General features: G+C 71.1%; 18 protein-coding genes. 11 read left to right on the forward strand and 7 right to left on the reverse strand.

Features of this window, described 5'->3' with window-relative positions; genetic code table 11:
* Positions 1–2: 2 nt before the first annotated feature.
* Entirely contained in the window at positions 3–1574 is a 1572-nt protein-coding gene (locus tag FDA94_RS32290) for a sensor histidine kinase (protein ID WP_137250855.1), read from the reverse strand.
* A gap of 114 nt (positions 1575–1688) precedes the next feature.
* On the opposite strand from FDA94_RS32290, the gene FDA94_RS32295 reads away from it, so the two are divergent.
* The 10 genes from FDA94_RS32295 to FDA94_RS32340 all read left to right on the forward strand — a co-directional run bounded on the left by FDA94_RS32295 (position 1689) and on the right by FDA94_RS32340 (position 11252).
* Complete coding sequence (locus tag FDA94_RS32295; RefSeq protein WP_137250856.1) at positions 1689–3044, forward strand: cation:dicarboxylate symporter family transporter; 1356 nt, start codon at positions 1689–1691, stop codon at positions 3042–3044.
* A 10-nt stretch (positions 3045–3054) separates the two neighbouring features.
* On the forward strand, positions 3055–4230 hold the full coding sequence (locus FDA94_RS32300; protein WP_137250857.1) for a sensor histidine kinase: 1176 nt from the start codon (positions 3055–3057) through the stop codon (positions 4228–4230).
* Between the two features lie 104 nt (positions 4231–4334).
* Positions 4335–5087 (forward strand): LytR/AlgR family response regulator transcription factor, encoded by a 753-nt coding sequence (locus FDA94_RS32305; protein WP_062333492.1) that lies wholly within the window; start codon positions 4335–4337, stop codon positions 5085–5087.
* Positions 5088–5154: 67 nt separating this feature from the next.
* Positions 5155–5523: a hypothetical protein gene (locus tag FDA94_RS32310; RefSeq protein WP_137250859.1), complete on the forward strand. Its 369-nt coding sequence runs from the start codon at positions 5155–5157 to the stop codon at positions 5521–5523.
* Positions 5520–7007: a sodium/solute symporter gene (locus tag FDA94_RS32315; RefSeq protein WP_137250860.1), complete on the forward strand. Its 1488-nt coding sequence runs from the start codon at positions 5520–5522 to the stop codon at positions 7005–7007. The genes FDA94_RS32310 and FDA94_RS32315 overlap by 4 nt, the downstream gene beginning before the upstream one ends.
* A gap of 184 nt (positions 7008–7191) precedes the next feature.
* Positions 7192–7521, forward strand: coding sequence for a DUF485 domain-containing protein (locus FDA94_RS32320; protein ID WP_137250861.1), 330 nt, complete (start codon positions 7192–7194; stop codon positions 7519–7521).
* Positions 7522–9132, forward strand: a complete 1611-nt coding sequence (locus FDA94_RS32325) for a solute symporter family protein (protein WP_137250862.1) — start codon at positions 7522–7524, stop codon at positions 9130–9132.
* 310 nt (positions 9133–9442) lie between these two features.
* Positions 9443–9997 carry a TetR/AcrR family transcriptional regulator gene (locus FDA94_RS32330; protein WP_246060263.1) on the forward strand — a complete coding sequence of 185 codons (555 nt, stop codon included), beginning with the start codon at positions 9443–9445 and terminating at the stop codon, positions 9995–9997.
* Between the two features lie 110 nt (positions 9998–10107).
* Positions 10108–10608, forward strand: coding sequence for a hypothetical protein (locus tag FDA94_RS32335; protein WP_137250864.1), 501 nt, complete (start codon positions 10108–10110; stop codon positions 10606–10608).
* 53 nt (positions 10609–10661) lie between these two features.
* On the forward strand, positions 10662–11252 hold the full coding sequence (locus FDA94_RS32340; RefSeq protein WP_137250865.1) for a DUF998 domain-containing protein: 591 nt from the start codon (positions 10662–10664) through the stop codon (positions 11250–11252).
* Here the strand turns inward: FDA94_RS32340 and FDA94_RS32345 are convergent.
* Together FDA94_RS32345 and FDA94_RS32350 are read right to left on the reverse strand one after the other, a co-directional pair.
* On the reverse strand, positions 11217–12320 hold the full coding sequence (locus tag FDA94_RS32345; RefSeq protein WP_212735606.1) for a glycoside hydrolase family 53 protein: 1104 nt from the start codon (positions 12318–12320) through the stop codon (positions 11217–11219). The two genes, FDA94_RS32340 and FDA94_RS32345, sit on opposite strands and share 36 nt — an antisense overlap.
* Positions 12321–12404: 84 nt before the next feature.
* On the reverse strand, positions 12405–12815 hold the full coding sequence (locus FDA94_RS32350) for a beta-galactosidase trimerization domain-containing protein (protein WP_246060264.1): 411 nt from the start codon (positions 12813–12815) through the stop codon (positions 12405–12407).
* 215 nt (positions 12816–13030) lie between these two features.
* Between FDA94_RS32350 and FDA94_RS40105 the strand changes: the two genes are divergently transcribed.
* On the forward strand, positions 13031–13213 hold the full coding sequence (locus FDA94_RS40105) for a substrate-binding domain-containing protein (protein WP_212735607.1): 183 nt from the start codon (positions 13031–13033) through the stop codon (positions 13211–13213).
* Here the strand turns inward: FDA94_RS40105 and FDA94_RS32360 are convergent.
* The 4 genes from FDA94_RS32360 to polX form a co-directional block, all read right to left on the reverse strand.
* Complete coding sequence (locus tag FDA94_RS32360; protein WP_137250867.1) at positions 13159–14496, reverse strand: DUF2716 domain-containing protein; 1338 nt, start codon at positions 14494–14496, stop codon at positions 13159–13161. The two genes, FDA94_RS40105 and FDA94_RS32360, sit on opposite strands and share 55 nt — an antisense overlap.
* Before the next feature lie 21 nt (positions 14497–14517).
* Positions 14518–15948 (reverse strand): WS/DGAT/MGAT family O-acyltransferase, encoded by a 1431-nt coding sequence (locus FDA94_RS32365; RefSeq protein ID WP_137250868.1) that lies wholly within the window; start codon positions 15946–15948, stop codon positions 14518–14520.
* Positions 15949–16153: 205 nt separating this feature from the next.
* Positions 16154–17209, reverse strand: coding sequence for a molybdopterin-dependent oxidoreductase (locus tag FDA94_RS32370; protein ID WP_137250869.1), 1056 nt, complete (start codon positions 17207–17209; stop codon positions 16154–16156).
* A gap of 159 nt (positions 17210–17368) precedes the next feature.
* On the reverse strand, positions 17369–19048 hold the full coding sequence (polX, locus tag FDA94_RS32375) for a DNA polymerase/3'-5' exonuclease PolX (protein ID WP_137250870.1): 1680 nt from the start codon (positions 19046–19048) through the stop codon (positions 17369–17371).

Raw genomic sequence — 19048 nt, forward strand, 5'->3', positions numbered from 1 at the left:
GATCAAGACATCGTCCTCTCGGGCAGCGGGAGGCGGACCGTGAAGACCGCGCCCTGACCTGCGGCGACGTCGATCGTGCCGCCCAGCCGCCGCACCGCCTGGGCCGCCAGGGGCAGGCCGAGGCCCCGGCCGTCGCCCTTGGTCGTCCAGCCGCGCTGGTAGGCCTCCTCCACGCGGGCCGGGTCGAGGCCGGGGCCGCTGTCTGCGACCCGGATCTCGCACGCGGAGCCGGACGTGCCCACGTGCACCTCCACCCGGGCCGGCGGCGCGCCGGACATGGCGGCGTCGACCGCGTTGTCGATCAGGTTGCCCAGGATGGCGACCAGGTCGTGGGGGTCGAGGCCGATGTCGTCGAGGTCGCTGTCGGGGCTGATCGACAGTTCCACCCCGCGCTCGGCCGCCTGGGCCGACTTGCCGAGCAGCAGGGCCGCCAGCACCGGTTCCCTGACCGCCGCCACCACGCGGTCGGTGAGCTCCTGGGCGGCGCGCAGCTCCTCGGTCGCGAAGGACACCGCCTCGTCGGGGCGGCCCAGCTCGACCAGGCTGATCACCGTGTGGAGGCGGTTGGCCGACTCGTGCGCCGCCGACCGGAGGGCGTCGGCGAAGCCGCGTTCGGCGTCGAGCTGGCCCGTGACGTCCTGCAGCTCGGTGTGGTCGCGCAGCGTGACGACCGTGCCGAGGGAGCGGGAGCCGGAGCGTACGGCGGCGACGCTGACCAGCAGCACCCGGTCGCCGGTCAGGTGGATCTCGTCGGTCCGGTTCCCGCCCGACGACAGCAGTTCGGTCAGGGACGGAGGCAGGCCCAGGGACTCGACGAACGAGCCTTCGGCGTTCTCCGGGAGGCCGAGCAGCTCGCGGGCGCCGTCGTTGCACAGCGTGAGGACGCCGCGGCCGTCGACCAGCAGCAGGCCCTCGCGGACGGCGTGCAGGATCGCCTCGTGGTACTCGTACATGCGGGTCAGTTCGTGGGTTCCGAGGTCGTGGGTGTGGCGGCGGAGGCGGCGGCCGGCCAGGTAGGTGCCCGCGGTGCCGGCGGCGAGGCCGAGCAGGCCCGCCAGCACGCCGGCCTCCAGCTGCTCGCGCAGCCGGCCGCCGATGTTCTCCACCGTTATACCCGCGCTCACCAGCGCCCTGACCCGTCCCGAGGCGTCCTGGACGGGGGTGATCGTGCGGATCGAGGGGCCCAGCGTGCCGGTGTAGGTCTCGCTGTAGGGCCGCCCGGCCAGGGCGGGGGCGATGGTGCCCAGGTAGGGCTTCCCGATCTCCTCGCGGGTCGGATGGGTGTAGCGGATGCCCGCCGGAGTCATGATCGTGATGAAGTTGACCCCGGTCTCGGCCCTCACCTTCTCGGCATAGGGCTGGAGCAGGGCCGTCGGGTCGGGGTCCTCCAGCGCGGCCAGCACCGACGGCGCCGACGCCACGCTCACCGCCACCGCGTGGGTCACCGCCGTCGCGTCCTCCGCGACCAGCTCACGGGTCTGCAGCACGCCCATCACGGTGCCCGCAGCCACGGTCGCCACCACGACGACGATCTGGAGCGCGAGCATCTGCCGCGCGAGGCTCCACCGCCGCATCCGGCCTCACCTCTCCTGACTCGGTCCGGTGAACGAAATGTACGCAATAGTGACCCAGGTCACTCCCCGGGCAGATAGTCGCCCCACCGACACCCCCCAGGGAGAGTGAACTCCATGTCCGAACCCCAGGTGAGGCGCGACAAGACCCGCTACCTCTACCTCGCCGTCATCGTCGCGGCCGTCGCCGGCGTCGCCGTCGGCTTCCTCGCCCCGGACCTCGGGGTCGCGTTGAAGCCGCTGGGCACCGCCTTCGTGGCGCTGATCAAGATGATGATCAGCCCGATCATCTTCTGCACGATCGTGCTGGGCATCGGTTCGGTGGCCAAAGCCGCCAAGGTCGGCCGGGTCGGCGGGCTCGCCCTCGGTTACTTCCTGGTCATGTCGACCGTGGCGCTCGCGATCGGCCTGGTCGTGGGGAACCTGGTCGACCCCGGTCAGGGCCTGCAGCTTACCGACGAACTGAGGGCGTCGGCCGCGGCCGAGGCCGCCAAGGGCGGCGAGAGCGACACCACGGCGTTCCTGCTCGGCATCATCCCGGCCACGCTCGTGTCGGCCTTCACCGAGGGCTCGGTGCTCCAGACGCTGCTGGTCGCGCTGCTCGCCGGGTTCGCCCTGCAGGCGATGGGACCGCGCGCGACGCCCATCCTCGCCGGCGTCGAGCACATCCAGCGGCTCGTCTTCCGCATCCTCGCCATGATCATGTGGGCCGCCCCGGTCGGCGCGTTCGGCGCGATGGCCGCCGTGGTCGGCGCGACCGGCGTCGACGCCCTCACCAGCCTCGGCGTGATCATGCTCAGCTTCTACGCGACCTGCCTGCTGTTCGTGTTCGTCGTCCTCGGCCCGCTGCTGCACCTGGTGGCCCGCGTCAACGTGCTGTCGCTGTTCTCCTACCTGCGGCGCGAGTTCCTGCTGATCCTGTCGACCTCGTCGTCGGAGTCGGCGCTGCCCAGGCTGATCGCCAAGATGGAGCACCTCGGCGTGAGCCGTCCGGTCGTCGGCATCACCGTGCCGACCGGCTACTCGTTCAACCTCGACGGGACCGCGATCTACCTCACGATGGCCACCCTCTTCGTGGCCAGCGCGACCGGGGCCCCGCTGTCGTTCGGCGAGCAGGTCTCGCTGCTGGTCTTCATGATGATCGCGTCCAAGGGCGCGGCCGGGGTCACCGGCGCCGGTCTGGCCACCCTCGCCTCCGGCCTCCAGTCGCACCGGCCCGAGCTGGTCGACGGCGTCGGCCTCATCGTCGGCATCGACCGCTTCATGTCCGAGGCCCGCGCGCTGACCAACTTCGCCGGCAACGCGGTGGCGACCGTCGTCATCGGGAGCTGGACCGGCGAGTTCGACCGGGAGCGCGCCCAGGAGGTCCTGTCGGGCCGCGATCCCTTCGACGAGACCACGCTGCTGGACGAGGAGCACGAAACCGCATCGGAGGCCGCATCGAAGGACGCTGTTCCCGAACCGGTCCGGTAGGCTCCGCGACGTGGAGCCCCTGGTCGCCGTCCTGGTGGTCGCAGCCCTGGTCGGCGTCCCGGCGGTCGTGCTGTGGCGCGTGCTGAGCGGACGCCGCGAACTCGGCAGCGGCCCGGCCGAACGGGCCACGTTCGAGACCCTGCACACCGCCAGCCTCGCCGCGCCCCCGCTGCGCGCCGGGCTCACCCAGGCGGGCGTCCTGAAGGCCTCACGTCATCTGCGGCAACTCCTCGGCTCACCGGCGATCGCGATCACCAACGCCGAGGAGTTGCTCGTCTACGACGGGACCGGCGACCACCACGCCCGCGAGGCCTTCGACCACGCGGCGAGCACCCTCAAGGACGGCCGCATCCAGGTCCTCCAGCTCTCGTGCACGCAGCCCGAATGCCCGATCAGGCACGCGGTCGTCGTCCCGCTCACCACCGACGACCGGGTGGTCGGCTCGCTGGCCGCCTACGGCGACCACACCTCCGCCGGTCTGGTGCGGGCCGTGCAGGAGGTCGCGCGGTGGGTCGACTCCCAGCTCGAACTCGCCGAGCTCGACCGGTCGCGCACCCTGCTCATGGAGGCGGAGGTACGGGCCCTGCGGGCGCAGATCTCCCCCCACTTCATCTACAACTCCCTCACCACGATCGCCTCGTTCGTGCGGACCGACCCCGAGCGGGCCCGCGAGCTCCTGATCGACTTCGCCGACTTCACCCGCTACTCCTTCCGGCGGCACGGCGACTACACGACCCTGGCCGAGGAGCTGCGCTCGATAGACCGCTACCTCACCCTGGAGCGGGCCCGGTTCGGCGACCAGCTCCAGGTCACCCTGCGCATCGCGCCCGAGGTGCTGGCCGTGGCGGTGCCGTTCCTGTGCATCCAGCCGCTCGTCGAGAACGCGGTCAGGCACGGGCTGGAGAGCAAGCCCGGCGTTGGGCGGATCTCGATCGTGGCCGAGGACGCCGGGTCGGAGTGCTCGATCACGGTCGAGGACGACGGGCTGGGGATGGACCCGGAGCACCTGCGGCGGGTGCTGGCGGGGGAGGAGCGCGCGACGGGGGTCGGGCTGGCCAACGTCGACGAGCGGCTCCGCCAGGTCTACGGCGACGAGTTCGGGCTGGTCGTCGAGACCGGCAAGGGCGCCGGGACGAAGGTCAGCATGCGGATGCCGAAGTACCGGCCGGGGGTGACGGTCCGTTGACGGCGGAGCCGTGACGGAAGAGAAGTTAACGATCTGGAACTTGCGTTGACTTCCAAATGCCGATTTATCACGCTCTAGGGACTCATCCAGTGAAGGGGTTAGACGTGAGCGGGTTGCGGGTGCTGGCTGTGGACGACGAGCAGCCTGCCCTCGAAGATCTCGCCTATCTCCTGCGCGCCGATCCCCGCATCGGCGAGGTGCAGACCGCCCGCGACGGCGCCGCCGCGCTGAAGCTGCTCGACCGGGCCATGGCCGACGGGCGGCCCATCGACGCCGTCTTCCTCGACATCCGCATGCGCGGCCTCGACGGGGTGGTGCTCGGGCGGCTGCTCACCCAGTTCTCGCGCCCGCCGAAGGTCGTCTTCGTCACCGCCTACGAAGACCACGCCGTCGACGCCTTCGAGCTGAAGGCCGAGGACTACCTGCTCAAGCCGGTCCGCCCCGACCGCCTGGCCGAGGCGATCCGCCGGGTCTGCGCCGGGAGCGAGGCCTACACCGAGCCCGAGACCAGCGACACCATCCCGGTCGAACTCGGCGGCGTGACCCGGTTCGTCGCCTCGACCGAGGTGCGCTACGTGGAGGCGCGCGGCGACTACGCCCGCCTGCACACGGCGACCGGCAGCCATCTGGTCCGCATCCCGCTCGCCGCCCTGGAGGAGCGCTGGGCCTCGGCGGGCTTCCTCCGGGTACACCGCAGCCATCTCGTCGCGGTCAAGCACATCGACGAGCTGCACATCGACTCGGGCCGCTGCGTCGTGCGGATCGGCGACACCGAGATCCCGGTCAGCCGCCGCCACACGCGTGAGCTGCGCGACCTGCTGGTTCGACGGGCCCGCCGTGCCAAGCCGGAGCAGTGACCCGCCCCCGGCCCCGCGCCGCCGCCGCGCCCCGGCCCGTCAGCCGCGCGCCGGCGACGACCCGGACGTGACCAGGCCGCGCCGCGAGACGGTGACGAGCCCCCGCACGAGCGCCGCGCGCCGGCCCCGCTATCCCGCCACCCGCGAGATCGACGAGCAGACGCGGCTCGGCGAGGTCTACATGCGGTCGCTGATCCGCACCCAGCTCCGCCTGGCCCTGTTCGTCTGCACGCTGCTGGCCTGCGTGATAGGCGGGCTGCCCTTACTGTTCATGCTGGTCCCGTCGATGCGGGAAGTGGTCGTGCTCGGGCTGCCACTGCCGTGGCTGGTGCTCGCCGGGCTCATCTACCCGGCGTTCGTCGTCGGGGCCTGGCTGTACGTCCGGGCCGCCGAGCGGAACGAACGACGGTTCGCCGAGCTGGTGGAGGGCGATTGAGCTCGCTCGTCGCGATCGTGCTCGTGGTGCTCGCGGCGGTCCTGATCGGGGCGTTCGGGGTCCGGGTGTCGCGGACCACCTCCGACTTCTACGTCGCCTCGCGCACCGTCACCCCGCTGTGGAACGCCTCGGCCATCGGCGGGGAGTACCTGTCGGCGGCCTCGTTCCTGGGCATCGCCGGGCTGATCCTCACCTACGGCGCCGACATGCTGTGGCTGCCCGTCGGCTGGACCGGCGGCTACCTCGTGCTGCTGGTGCTGGTGTCGGCGCCGCTGCGGCGGTCGGGGGCGTACACGCTGCCCGACTTCGCCGAGGCGCGGCTGGAGTCGATGGTCGTACGGCGGGTGTCGAGCGTGCTCGTCGTGCTCATCGGGTGGCTCTACCTGATGCCGCAGTTCCAGAGCGCGGGCATGGTGTTCCGGGCGATCACCGGGGCGCCCGCGTGGGCGGGCGGGCTGCTGGTCGCCGGGGTCGTGGCGGTGAACGTGCTGTCGGGCGGGATGAAGTCGATCACGTTCGTGCAGGCGTTCCAGTACTGGCTGAAGCTGACCGCCCTGGCCGTGCCGCTGGTGTTCATGCTGCTGGCCTGGCGGGCCGACGGCGCTCCCGGCCTTCAGGCCGGCGACCCGTGGGCGCTGCCGCTGCACGGGCGCGAGCATCCGGTCTACGCGACGTACTCGCTGATCCTGGCCACCTTCCTGGGCACCATGGGGCTGCCGCACGTGCTCGTGCGGTTCTACACCAACCCCGACGGGCGGGCCGCGCGGCGGACCACGCTGGTCGTGCTGTCGCTGCTGGGGGCCTTCTACCTGCTGCCGTCGATCTACGGCTATCTCGGCCGGGTCTATTCGCTGTCGCTCGACGGGCCCGACTCGGTCGTGCTGGCCCTGCCGGGGCACCTCGTCGGCGGGGTCGCGGGGGAGCTGCTGACCGCGCTCGTCACCGGCGGGGCGTTCGCGGCGTTCCTGTCGACGTCGTCGGGCCTGGCCGTGTCGGTCGCGGGCGTGCTGGGGCAGGACATCCTGCGGTTCACCGACGGCGTGCGGTCGTTCCGGGTCGCCACCGTCATCGGAGTCGCGGTGCCGTTCGGGCTGGCCGTCGTGGCGCGGGCGCTGCCGGTCGCCGACGTCGTCGGGCTCGCGTTCGCCGTCGCCGCCTCGTCGTTCTGCCCGCTGCTGGTGCTGGGCATCTGGTGGCGGCGGCTCACCACCTCGGGGGCGATCGCCGGGCTGCTCGCCGGGGGAGGGCTCGCCGCGGTGGCCGGGCTGGTCACCGTCGTCGGCGGGCCCCACGGCGGGTGGGCCGGGGCGCTGCTGGCGCAGCCGGCCGCCTGGACGGTGCCGATCTCGTTCTCGGTCATGGTCGTCGTCTCGCTGCTCACCCCCGGCCGGACGCCGCCGAACGTGGCGCGCACGATGGTACGTCTCCACACACCCGAGACACTTGACGTGGACCGGGGCGATTGGCGTCCACGGTCGTCATAACGGACAGTTGAGGGCGGCCGAAAAGGGTGCCGTTCGTCGTGGATAGCGGACCATTCGGCGCAAGCCGTACAACACTGAGCGCCTTTGCCCGTCGGCTCGGCGAAGGACGGGTCTCCGTATCTCCTCCCGGGGTAGCGTCCACTCCTACCGTGTGGGTGATCCAGATCACAGCGTGGGAGGTCTCGTGACGACGGAGCAACATGACTCGTCGGTATATGAGCAGATAAGAGCGACGGACCGGTTCCAGGAGCTGCGCCGCCGCTATCGCTCGTGGGCGTTCCCGATGACGGTCGCCTTCTTGGTCTGGTACCTCCTGTACGTCGTGTTGTCCGCGTTCGCGCGCGACTTCATGGCCATCAAGGTGCTGGGCAACATCAACGTCGCGTTGATCTTCGGACTGCTCCAGTTCGTGTCCACCTTCTACATCTCGTGGGCTTACGCGCGGCACTCGGCGGCCAAGCTCGACCCATTGGCCGACGAGCTTCGCGGTGAGATCGAGAAGGTGGAGAAATAAATGAGCCACACGACACTCGCCACCGTCCTGTTCCTGCTGTTCGTGGTCGGGACGCTGGCGATCACCTTCTGGGCCAGCCGGCAGAACAAGACCGCCGCCGACTACTACGCGGGCGGTCGCGCCTTCAGCGCGGCGCAGAACGGCCTGGCCATCGGCGGCGACTACATGTCGGCCGCCTCGTTCCTGGGCATCGCGGGCCTCATCGCCCTCTACGGCTACGACGGCTTCCTGTACTCCATCGGCTTCCTGGTGGCGTGGCTGGTCGCGCTGCTGCTGGTCGCCGAGCTGATGCGGAACTCCGGCAAGTACACGATGGCCGACGTGCTCGCCTTCCGGATGAGCCCGCGCCCGGTCCGCACCGCGGCCGGCGTCTCGACGATCGTGGTCTCGATCTTCTACCTGCTCGCGCAGATGGTCGGCGCGGGCGCGCTGGTCGGCCTGCTGCTCGGCATCACCTCCGACTCGGGCAAGGCGCTCACCATCGTCGGGGTCGGCATCCTGATGATCGTGTACGTCGTCGTCGGCGGCATGAAGGGCACCACCTGGGTCCAGATCGTCAAGGCCGTGCTGCTGATGGGCGGTGCGACCCTGGTCACCCTGCTGGTCCTCGGCAAGTACGGCTTCAACGTGTCCAACCTGCTGGGCACCGCCGCCGAGCAGAGCGGCAAGGGTGACTCCTTCCTCAACGCCGGCCAGCGCTACGGTACCGACGCCCAGGGCATCTGGGGCAAGTTCGACCTGATCAGCTTGGGCCTTGCCCTGGTTCTCGGTACCGCCGGCCTGCCCCACATCCTGATCCGCTTCTACACCGTGCCCACCGCCAAGGACGCCCGTAAGTCGGTCCTGTGGGGCATCGGCATCATCGGCACCTTCTACCTGCTCACCCTGGTCCTGGGCTTCGGCGCGGCGGCCATGGTCGGCAGCGAGGCGATCCGGGCCGAGAACGCGGCCGGCAACACGGCGGCGCCCCAGCTCGCCCTCGCGATCGGCAACGCCATCTTCGGCGACGTCGGCGGCACGATCCTGCTGGCCGTCATCGCCGCCGTCGCCTTCGCCACGATCCTCGCGGTGGTCGCCGGTCTGACCCTGGCCAGCTCCTCCAGCTTCGCCCACGACCTCTACGCGCACGTCTTCAAGCGCGGCAACGTCACGGAGAAGCAGGAGATCCTGGTCGCGCGGATCTCGGCCTTCGTCATCGGCGCGGTCGCGATCGGGCTGGGCATCCTGGCCCAGGCGCAGAACGTGGCGTTCCTGGTCGCCCTGGCCTTCGCCATCGCGGCCTCGGGCAACCTGCCCGCGATCCTCTACAGCCTGTTCTGGAAGAGGTTCAACACCGCCGGCGCGGTGGCCTCGATCTACGGCGGTCTCGTCTCCGCCCTGGTCCTGGTCATCTTCTCGCCGGTCGTGTCGGGCCGCCCGACGTCGCTGATCAAGGACATGGACTTCCACTGGTTCCCGATGGAGAACCCGGGCCTGTTCTCGATCCCGATCGGCTTCCTGTGCGGCTACATCGCCACGCGGATGAGCAAGGAGTACAACGAGTCGAAGTACGCCGAGATGGAGGTCCGCTCCCTCACCGGCGTCGGCGCCGAGAAGGCGTCGACTCACTAAAGCGCCACCCAGATAACCCCTCCAGGAAAGAGAAGCCCTCGGGACCCGCCCCCGAGGGCTTCTCGCTTCTATTGAGGCAGATTCATGGCGCGAGCCACGGCCGCCCTTCGGCCGTCCGCGTCTCGCTTCTATCGAGGCAGATTCATGGCGCGAGCCATGGCCGCCCTTCGGCCGTCCGCGTCTCGCTTCTATCGAGGCAGATTCATGGCGCGAGCCACGGCCGCCCTTCGGCCGTCCGCGTCTCGCTTGTAAGGCGGGTGTTCCTTTTCCGGCATGTCGGGCCGGTATGGGCAGCGGTTATGGTCGGCGCGTGGACAGCCCATCGGACGCGCGCAGCCGGATCCTCGACGCCGCCGAGGAACTGTTCGCGGGCGGCGGCTACGACGCCACCCCGACCGCGCGGATCGCGGCGGTCGCCGGGGTCCCCAAGGGGCTCGTGTTCCACTACTTCCCCCGCAAGATCGACGTGCTGGTGTCCCTGGTCGACGAACGCACCCTCGTGACCGAGGAGGATCCCGAGCCCGCGCCCGGCGACGCGGCCCGCGCCCTGTCGAAGCTGGCCCGGCGGCTGCCGCTGACGGCGTCGCCGTCGATGCGGCGGATCCTGTTCCGCGAGGCCGACACGCACCGGTCGGTGAAAGACCGCATCCACGGGCTGAACTCCGAGATCATCCGGCGGGCGCGGTTCGCGCTGGAACTCGCCCTGCCGGGCGGGCGGGGCGACGCGGCGCGGCTGGAGGCGGCGGCGGCCACGTTCGCGGCCGTCTTGCTTTATCAGGAGAGCATCGCCCATTTGACCGGGCACACGATCGACGCCGACGTGGTGGCCGACCTGATGGCGACGGCCTTGGCGCAGTTCGGCTGAAACGTACAGCTTTTTGGGCGCGTGAATCGGCTAGCCTTTGTCATGAAAAAGGCTGATGAATAGGGCGGGGAATTGTCCCCATTTAGGTCGGCGACAAATCGGGGGTTCTGGTGGACTCGGCCAAAGTGATCGCCGCCGCCGTCATCGTCGCCGTGGCGGCCGCCGTCATCGCGGTGGGCGCGGTCCTGACGGCCGGCCCGGCGGACCCGCCCGCTCCCGTCGCGAACGCCGACGTCACGAGAGAGCCGGTCGTCCCGAGCACGGAGGCCGCGCCGATGGTGGTCGTTCCCGACGTGGCCAGTTCGGCGCCCCCGCCGCCGCCACCCCAGACGGTCGCCCCGACGTTCGACCCCGCCGTGCCTCCCGCCGTCGAGATCCACGGCGACCCCGGACTGCGCGCCATCAACCTTCTGTTCAGCGGGTTCGAGCCGGGTGAGGTCGTCGTCGTGACCGTTGAAGGGCGCGAGGCCGCGCAGATGGAGATGGGGGAGACCGGGGCCGCCGAATTCCGGGGCTTCGACTACCACCTGACCCTGCCCGACGGCCATCACGAGTTCACCGCCACCGGCCGGCGGTCGGGGCGGTCGCTGATCTTCGGTCTGGACGTCTGAGAAATTCCTCGGCGGCGGTGTCGAAAAACGCCGTCCCCGTTCGAGGCGAGGGCATGAACCGAACCTCGCTCGTCCTCGGCGCCCTCGCCGGCCCCTGCTACGTCGTCGTCTCCCTGCTCGAGATCGCCTTCCGCGACGGCTTCGACCCCCTGCGCCATCCGTGGAGCGCCCTGTCGCTGGGCGAGCAGGGCTGGATCCACGTCGTCACCCTCGGACTGTCCGGCCTGGCCGTCGTGGCCGGCGCGTTCGGGTTCACCGGGCTGCTTCGAGTCCTCTTCTCCCTGTACGGCCTGAGCCTCGCCGGCGCCGGCGTCTTCACGATCGACCCGGTCGGCGGCGAGGTGAGCTTCTCCGGCCTCATGCACTTCGCCTGCGGCGCGGTCGGCTTCACCGCCGTCACGGTCGCCGCCCTCGTCGTGGCCCGGCGGTTCCGCGCCCAGGGTGCGACCGGATGGGCGGCCGCCTCGGCCCTCAGCGGGCTCTTCTTCTTCGCGAGCTTCGCCGCGATGGCCTCGGCGGCCGGAGCCGGGTGGAGCCTGCTCCTGTTCACCGCCGGGGTCATCGTGATCTCGGGCTGGTACACCGCGATCTGCCTGCGGCTGCTCAGCTCACCGGCCGCCGCCGAGCGTGCGCAGGCCCGGTAGGGCGCGGTCGGCGTAGTCGAACAGGGCCTGGTTCTCCCAGGCGTTGCCGGAGCTCGGGTCGGCCGGGTCCCAGCCGTTGCCGGGCACGCCCGTCCAGGTCGCCTCCCAGTAGAACAGGCCCAGTCCCAGCCCGTTCGGGACGGCCCTGACGATCTCGTACATCTTGGCCAGGAAGGCGGCCTGGCCCTGCGGGGTCGCCGGGTAGCCGGGATAGGGCTCGGCCGAATAGACCAGGTTGGCCCAGCCGTCCTTGTCGGCGGTGGTGAAGGGGTAGCCGGTCTCGGCGACGACGACCGGTTTGCCGTAGCGGGCGGCGACGTCGTTGAGGTTGGCCTGGAAGGCCTCCAGGGTGCCGTGCCAGTACGGGTAGTAGGACAGCCCGATCACGTCGTAGCGGATCCCGTGGGTGGCGGCGTTGTCGAACCACCACCGGTAGAGGCCGTTGTCGCCGCCGTTGGCCAGGTGGATGACGACCTTGGTGTGCCGGGAGACGGCCTTGACGGCGTCGTATCCGGAGTTCAGCAGGCCGGCCATGCCGGGCCAGGCGTCCCACTGCCCGTCGGGCCAGAGCAGGCCGCCGTTGAGCTCGTTGCCGATCTGGACGAGGTCGGCCGTCGCCCCCTGCCGCTTCAGCGTGTTCAGGACGTCGAAGGTGTGGTCGTACACGGCCTGTCTGAGCTGGTCGTAGGTCAGGGCCGCCCAGGCGGCGGGCTTGTTCTGCTTGCCGGGGTCGGCCCACGAGTCGGAGTAGTGGAAGTCGACCAGCAGCTTCAGCCCGAGCGCCTTGGCCCGCTTGGCGACCGCCACGACGTGGGCCTTGTCGTTGTAGCCGTCGGCGGGGTTCACCCAGACCTTGAGCCTGATGTGGTTCACGCCGGCGTCGCGCATGATCCGCAGCGGATCGCCGCGCCTGCCGTGGGCGTCGCGGTAGACGCCTCCGTACGCCTCGGACTTGGCGAGGCTGGAGACGTCGGCGCCGCGGACCGGCGCGGGCGGCTGCGCCTGCGCCGGGGCGGGTGACCCGAGCAGGGAGAGCGCGGCCGTGACGGCCACGAGGGTGCGTTTCACCTGGTTCCTCCGGTGGGTGTCAGGGGGTGCGCACGACGCACACCCCACCGGCGGGCACCTCCCCGGTGAAGGGGGCGCCCGAGATCAGCTCCTCGCCCGCGACGTCCGCGACCTGCACGAGGCGTCGGCGTGGTTGACGAGGAAGACGTAAGGGCCACGATGGACCATCTCCAGGGTGTCGGGCAGATCGCGCGGCACGGCGACGCCGGCGTCGCCCGCGATCCCGGCCGGCAGCTCTCTCAGGTCACCGGGCGCGGTGGCGACGTACCAGGCGATTCCGCCGCCGAGGCGGTGCCTGGTCACCGCCGGATGCCCGGCGTCGGGCCCGGTGGCGAAGCTCCGCACGGTCCGCGCTCCGGCCGGCCGCACCCGCTCCGACCAGCTCCGACCAGCTCCAACCAGCTCCGACCAGCTCCGACCGACGCTCCGGGACGCGCCGGGGCCGCCCGTCGTGCCCGGCGCGGTGGCCCCGACGAGCCCCGGGTCGCCTGGCACGGTGAGGTGCGCGGGTTCCGGCCCGCGCAGTGCGGGGGCGGGTGAAAGGTTCAGCGGGATCGAACACGGCGACTGGACCCGCCAGTCGGGCGAACAGGCGATGGCCCGCCTCCTGGAGCGCTCCCCCGACCTCGACGCCGTCTTCTGCGCCTCCGGCGTGATGGCGGCCGGCGCGCTGGCGACCCTGCGCGCGGCGGGTCCCCGACGACGTCGCGGTGGGCGGCTTCGACGACTCCGACGTCGCCATGTCGACCCACCCGCCGCTGACCACCATCCGCCGGCCTTTGGCCGAGATCGCCGAGGAGACGGTGCGGATCCTGCTCGACCTGATCGACGGCGCCGATCAGGTCGCGTCGGTGACGGTGCCGACGCGCCTGATCGTCCGCGAGTCGGCCTGAGGGCCGAACGACCAGACGTTGCCGACGGGCCGTCCACCACGCCGCAGCACGGTGCCGAGCAGAGTGGTGAGCTCCTCGTCCACGTGGCCCACGAGGTCGTCGCCGAAGACGCAGAGCGACGACTCCCGCCAGTTCCCGAACGTGCCCATCCGCAGGTCGGCGGTCGCCTGGATGACGTGCTCGTCGTCGAGATAGGCGTAACACGTCCACGGCGGCTGCCCCGGGCCGCCGACACGGAGGGGGTCGATCCGGGTGCTGCTGATGTACCACTTCAGCCGGTAGAGCCGATCGCCCGGCCGGGCGCAGGCCCGCAGGCCCCGCTCGACGATCTCCTCCATCCGGGCGATCGTGGGCTCGTCGGCGTCACCCAGATGCCAGGTCGCGGAGGCGGCGGGTTCGGCGATGCCCTTCTCGGCGGTCTCGTAGGTCACTCCGAACCGTTCCTCGAAGCGGAGGAGGACCTCGACGTCGTCGCGGCCGCGCACGGGGGCCTCCACGGGACGATCCCGCGCGGGCTCGCCGGGCGGCGCCCACCGGTAGGTGGTCACCCGGCCGATCTCCGCGAACCCCGCCTTCTCGTACGAGCCCACCAGCGGACCGGCCGCCTCGGCGACCAGGAACAGGGTGTCCCGCCGGGGCCGCCGCAGTCTCCCGTCGTCGGGCGGGGGTGCCCACATGCGCGCCGCCTGGTGGAGCAACTCCGCACCTTCGCCGGCGATCCCGCCGACGGCCGCGAAGTCGGTGCCCACCAGCCGTTCGATCCAGAGCAGGCCCAGCACGTGGGCGTGCCACTCCAGCGTGAAGATCCGCATGTCCGACTCCTCGTCGGGGAGCCCGTCGGCCAGCAGTTCCCGCAGCGCCCGCCGCTGCCCGGGCCCGGCCTCGGGCACGCGCGGCGGCAGGGGGTCCCATCGGGTGAGCGTCCGGATCGTCGCCCCGTCGCGCAGGCTCGCGGGCGGTGGGACGGCCTCGACGTCGGCGGCGAGCAGGACCCGCTCGGGGCCGGGGGCGAACCCGGCCGCCCGGAGGTGGTCGGCCAGCCGGGGGGAGTCGGTGGCGTGCACCTTCCACTCGGCCGGTTCGCACCGGGCGGCGAAGACCTCCTGCTGGCGGCGGATCAGCCCTGGCAGGTCGTCGTGGTCGAACGTGGCGTGGTCGACCGTGCCGTGGGTGCCGTAGTGGACGCGGACCAGGGGACCGTCGCGCTCGACCACGGCGCCCGACGGCGGATGTTCGGGGCACAACCCGCGAACCTGGCGCTCATAGAGGTCCCGCAAGCTCACCCGGACAGCCTGCCCGGAAGATCACTCCACGTCGACCGCGTCGGCCAGCTTCACCAGTTCGGCCATCGCCTCGCGCAGGTGGTCCATGATCCGCCAGACGTCCGGCACCCGGGCCGGACACGCGACGACGCCGAAATCGAGGCTGCCGTCGTAGGAGAGGCAGGTGATGGACAGGCCGCCGGTCACGTCGGTGAGCACCGACATCGGGTAGTAGGCCATCAGCCGCGCCCCGCACAGGTAGAGCGGCAGCTGCGGGCCGGGCACGTTCGACACGATCAGGTTCACCCCGGGCGTCACCTTGCCGGCCAGGCGGAACAGGTGCGGGGTGGCCAGGTTGGCGATCGGGGCGGGCAAGACCGAGCAGAGGTCGTTCAGCCAGCTCGTGCGCGACTGGGCGAAGCGGCGCTTGGCGGTGGCCATCAGGCCCCTGACCGCCGACAGGCGCTCCTCGGGGTCTTCGACGTCGGTGGCCAGCGGGGTGATCATCGCGGAGATCTGGTTGCCGATGGTCTCGTGGCCCTTGGCGGTCCGGACCGACACCGGCACGGCCGCCACCAGCGGCTGGCCCGGCAGGGCGGCGTGCTCCTCCAGCCACGACCGCAGCGCGCCCGACACGACCGTCATCACGACGTCGTTGACGCTCATGCCGAACGAGCGGCCGACGTGCTTGACGTCGCTGAGCGCGATCGATCCGTAGGCGAAGGTCCGCATGCGGGTGATCGGACCGTTGAACGGGGTGCGCGGCGCGGCCAGCGAGGGCAGCGGCGGCAGCGGCTTCTCGCCGAGCAGGCGGCGGGCGGCGCTGGCCAGGCGGTGCGCGCCGGGCAGGCCGCCGGAGACCGGCATCGCGTCGAGGTCGGCGACCGCGCGGGTCAGCGACCGGACCGCGTCGCCGGGCTGGGCCAGCATCCGGCCGAACGCCCCGGCGAGCATCTCGGCCGAGTTGGGCGCCTTGGCGCGTGGCGTGTCGGCCGAGGGCGGCTCGACCTGCCGCTGTTCGGGCGTGAGGTCGAGGAAGGCGCCGAGGATCTCCGAGCCCGACACGCCGTCGATGGCGGCGTGGTGGACCTTGGTGTAGACGGCGACGCGGCCCTCGCCGAGGCCGTGGATCAGGTGCATCTCCCAGAGCGGACGGCTCCGGTCGAGCTTGCGGGCGTGCAGTCGGGCGACGTGGACGGCGAGTTCGTCTTCGTGCCGCAGGGTCGACTCGTGCACGTGGTCGGCGACGTCGAAGTCGTCGTCTTCGGTCCAGTAGGGCCGGTCGAGCCCGAAGGGCACGTCGGCGAGGCGCATCCGCAACGGCGGCGCCAGATGGACCCGATCGCGCAACAGCGCGACCAGGCGTTCCCGGGTGACGCTGCCGTCAAGGACGGCGACGCCGGCGACGTGGGTGACCGTCGTGTCGGACTCGGTGCTGAGGAACTGCGCGTCGAGTGCCGTGAGCTGGCCCATGGGCAACCTCCCCCTGTCGTTCTCCGCCGGATCCGCCCCCATCCTCCTCAGGAGCGGTTACCGGGGCGTTACCAAGACGTCTCCAAGGAGCGATTCTGACAGCGCGGAATCGTCTCCCCGTACTTCCCCCATAGGCGGCCAGCCCCTCGCGAACCCCCGCGAGCTGCACGAAAACCAGCGAACCTTCCGCAAAGGTAACACTTCGCTACTCGACGATCACCGGGTGCGCCACGATGGCGTCGAACAAATACCCCATCTTGTCGTAAGCAGTGATTTCCGGCTGCCTGTACCCATTGTGATCTACCGCTCGCGCGAGGAGCACGCCGGGGCCCTTCTCCCTCGGACACCACTCCAGGTGCCACGGGGTCCAGGCGCGGGTTCCCCTTCTGTGGAAGGCCTTCCGCCACGACCGGCCGCCGTCGGTGCTGACCTCGATCTTCGCGATCCCTCCGGCCCCCGACCAGGAGCGCCCGCGCAGGACGTGCCGCTGCCCGAACGGGATCCGGGCGGGCCGGGGCAGCTCGAAGGCGCTCTTCACCGAGGGCGTGGTGACGCCCGTGCCGAACGGGTTGTCCAGCGGTCGCGTCGACACCTCGACGTCCCCGAGCCACTTGACCGACGCGATCCCCACCCACCCCGGCACCACGAGCCGGGCCGGATATCCGTGGTCGGGCGGCAGGGGGACGCCGTTCATCTCGTACGCGACCAGCACGTCGTCGAGCGCCTTCGCGAGCGGCACGACATGCCGGACGCGACCCCGCGCGTCGGCCGGGTCGTCGAGCCCGGTGGCCAGCACGTCGACGGCGTCGGGCCGGACCCCGGCGAGCGCCAGCACCGCTTTGAGCGGCACGCCGCGCCAGCGGGCGACCCCTATCCCGCCGAGCCCCCACGACGCGCCGCCCGCGCCGCCCGCGCCGAACAGCGACCGGCCGTTGCCGGCGCACTCGATGGCCACGTCCATCGTGCGGGCCGGGAGCTTCCGCAGTTCCGTGTACGTCACGAGGCGCGGCCCCGCCAGGCCGTCGCCGTGCAGGCGCAGCCTCCAGGAGTGGGCGTCGATGAGGGGAGTGGTGGTGTGGTTGCCGACGAAGAAGCGGTCGTTCGGGGTGTGGTAGCCCTGCCCGGCCATGGCCTCCCAGCGGGTCTCCGCGCTGGCGCCGTGCGGGGTGAACAGGTGGTCGGGGAGCGGCTTGACGATGGGGCGGCGGTGGGCGGAGAGGGGCGGGATGTCGCCCAGGGTGCACAGAGCGGTCCGGTCCATGAGGAACCCCTTTCCCTTATAGGTATTTCCTACCAGGAAAGCGGCAAATCCTTCAACGTGACGGCGGGACCCGGCAGCGGTGCGGAGCGCCGGACGCGGCGCGGGCCGGGGGCGGTGGGCGGCGCCGGCGGGGCGGAGCCGTAACGGAAGAAAAGAGAACTAGCGGCCCAGGAAGCGGAGGAGCCGGTCGAGCGGCCAGGTGTTGATCACGTCGTCGGGGGTCAGCCAGCCGCGCTGCGCGATGCCGACGCCGAACTTCTGGTTGTCGAGGTGGGGGATGGCGTGGGAGTCGCTGTCGATGGAGAACTTGACGCCGTGGTGGCGGCCCAGGCGGACCAGGTCGGAGGGCAGGTCGGCGCGGTCGGGGTAGGCGTCGATCTCCAGCGCGGTGCCGGTGCGGGCGGCGGCGCGGAAGATCGCGTCCCAGTCGGCGTCGACCCCCGGACGCTTGCCGATCTTGCGGGTGGTCGGGTGCCCGACGATGTCGACCTGCGGGTTCTCGCAGGCCGCGATGAACCGGCGGGTCATCTCGTCGCGCGACTGGTTGAAGTGGGAGTGGACGCTGGCGACGCAGACGTCGAAGCCCGCCAGGATCTCCTCGGGCCAGTCGACGCTCCCGTCGGGCCCGATGTTGAGCTCGCTGCCGTGCAGCAGCCGCATGCCCGGATAGCTCTTCTGGAGTTCGTCGAGCCGGGCCCGCTGCGCGAGCGCCTTCTCCAGCGTCATCCGCTGCATGACCAGGTCGGGGGCGTGGTCGGTGACGGCGTAGTAGGCGTAGCCGCGCTTGGCGGCGGCGGCCAGCATGTCTTCGAGGGTGGCGATGCCGTCGGTCAGGTCGGTGTGGGTGTGCAGGTCGCCCTTCAGGTCGTCGAGGGTGACCAGCCGGGGCAGCTCGTGCTTGAGCGCCGCCTGGATCTCGCCGCCGTCTTCGCGCAGCGTCGGGGGGATCCACTCCATCCCGAGCGCGGCGTAGATGTCTTCCTCGGTCGCGGCGGCGATCACGTTGTCGTCGGCGTCGAAGAGCCCGTATTCGGAGAGCTTCCACCCCTTCTTCACGCACATCTCGCGAAGGTGGACGTTGTGCTCCTTCGACCCCGTGAAGTAGATCAGCGCGGCCCCCCACGACTCCTCCGGGATCAGCCGCAGGTCGACCTGGAGCCCCCGGTCGGTGCGGACCGACGTCTTCTTCTCGCCCCGCGCGATGACCTCGGTGACGTAGGGCTGGGCGGCGAACCGCTCCATCAGATCAGGTGACCCCACAGCCAGGATGTCGATGTCGCCGACCGTGTCGCGCATCCGCCTGAGCGACCCGGCGAAGGCCATGCGGCCGGCGTCGAGCGAGGCCATCACCCGGTCGGCCAGCTCGGCCGCGATCCCCAGGTGGACGCGGGTCTCGGCCATCTGCGCGATGCCCTTGAGGATGTTCTCCTCGGTCTTCGGCCCGAAGCCCTTCAGCCCCTTGAGCCGCCCCTCGCCGATCGCCGCCGCCAGGGCGTCGGGGGAGTCGATGCCGAGCTCCTGGAACAGGAACAGCGCCTTCTTCGGCCCGAGGGTCGGGATCTTCGTCAGTCGCCGTACGCCGTCGGGCACCTTCGACCGCAGGTCGTCGAGCTGGCGGAAGCTCCCCCGTTCGAGGAACTCCTCCATCTTCTTCGCGATCGCCTCGCCGACACCCGGGATCTGGCGGACGGGGATCTCGCGCAGGTCGTCGGGGTAACCGGCGATCGACTTGGCCGCCTTCTGGTAGCTGCGCACGCGGAAGGCGTCGCCGCCGTTCAGCGCGAACAGTTCGGCGTACTCTTCCAGGGCCGCAGCGGCCTCGTCATTCGCCCGTGCCAT

Source organism: Herbidospora galbida (genome assembly GCF_005233835.1).
Lineage (GTDB): Bacteria > Actinomycetota > Actinomycetes > Streptosporangiales > Streptosporangiaceae > Herbidospora > Herbidospora galbida.

Coding starts and splice junctions, on each gene's coding strand:
- FDA94_RS32370 (WP_137250869.1), bottom strand. CDS start 17,209: ATGGACCGGACCGCTCTGTGCACCCTGGGCGACATCCCGCCCCTCTCC.
- FDA94_RS32365 (WP_137250868.1), bottom strand. CDS start 15,948: ATGGGCCAGCTCACGGCACTCGACGCGCAGTTCCTCAGCACCGAGTCC.
- FDA94_RS32325 (WP_137250862.1), top strand. CDS start 7,522: ATGAGCCACACGACACTCGCCACCGTCCTGTTCCTGCTGTTCGTGGTC.
- FDA94_RS32295 (WP_137250856.1), top strand. CDS start 1,689: ATGTCCGAACCCCAGGTGAGGCGCGACAAGACCCGCTACCTCTACCTC.
- FDA94_RS32290 (WP_137250855.1), bottom strand. CDS start 1,574: ATGCGGCGGTGGAGCCTCGCGCGGCAGATGCTCGCGCTCCAGATCGTC.
- FDA94_RS32340 (WP_137250865.1), top strand. CDS start 10,662: ATGAACCGAACCTCGCTCGTCCTCGGCGCCCTCGCCGGCCCCTGCTAC.
- polX (WP_137250870.1), bottom strand. CDS start 19,048: ATGGCACGGGCGAATGACGAGGCCGCTGCGGCCCTGGAAGAGTACGCC.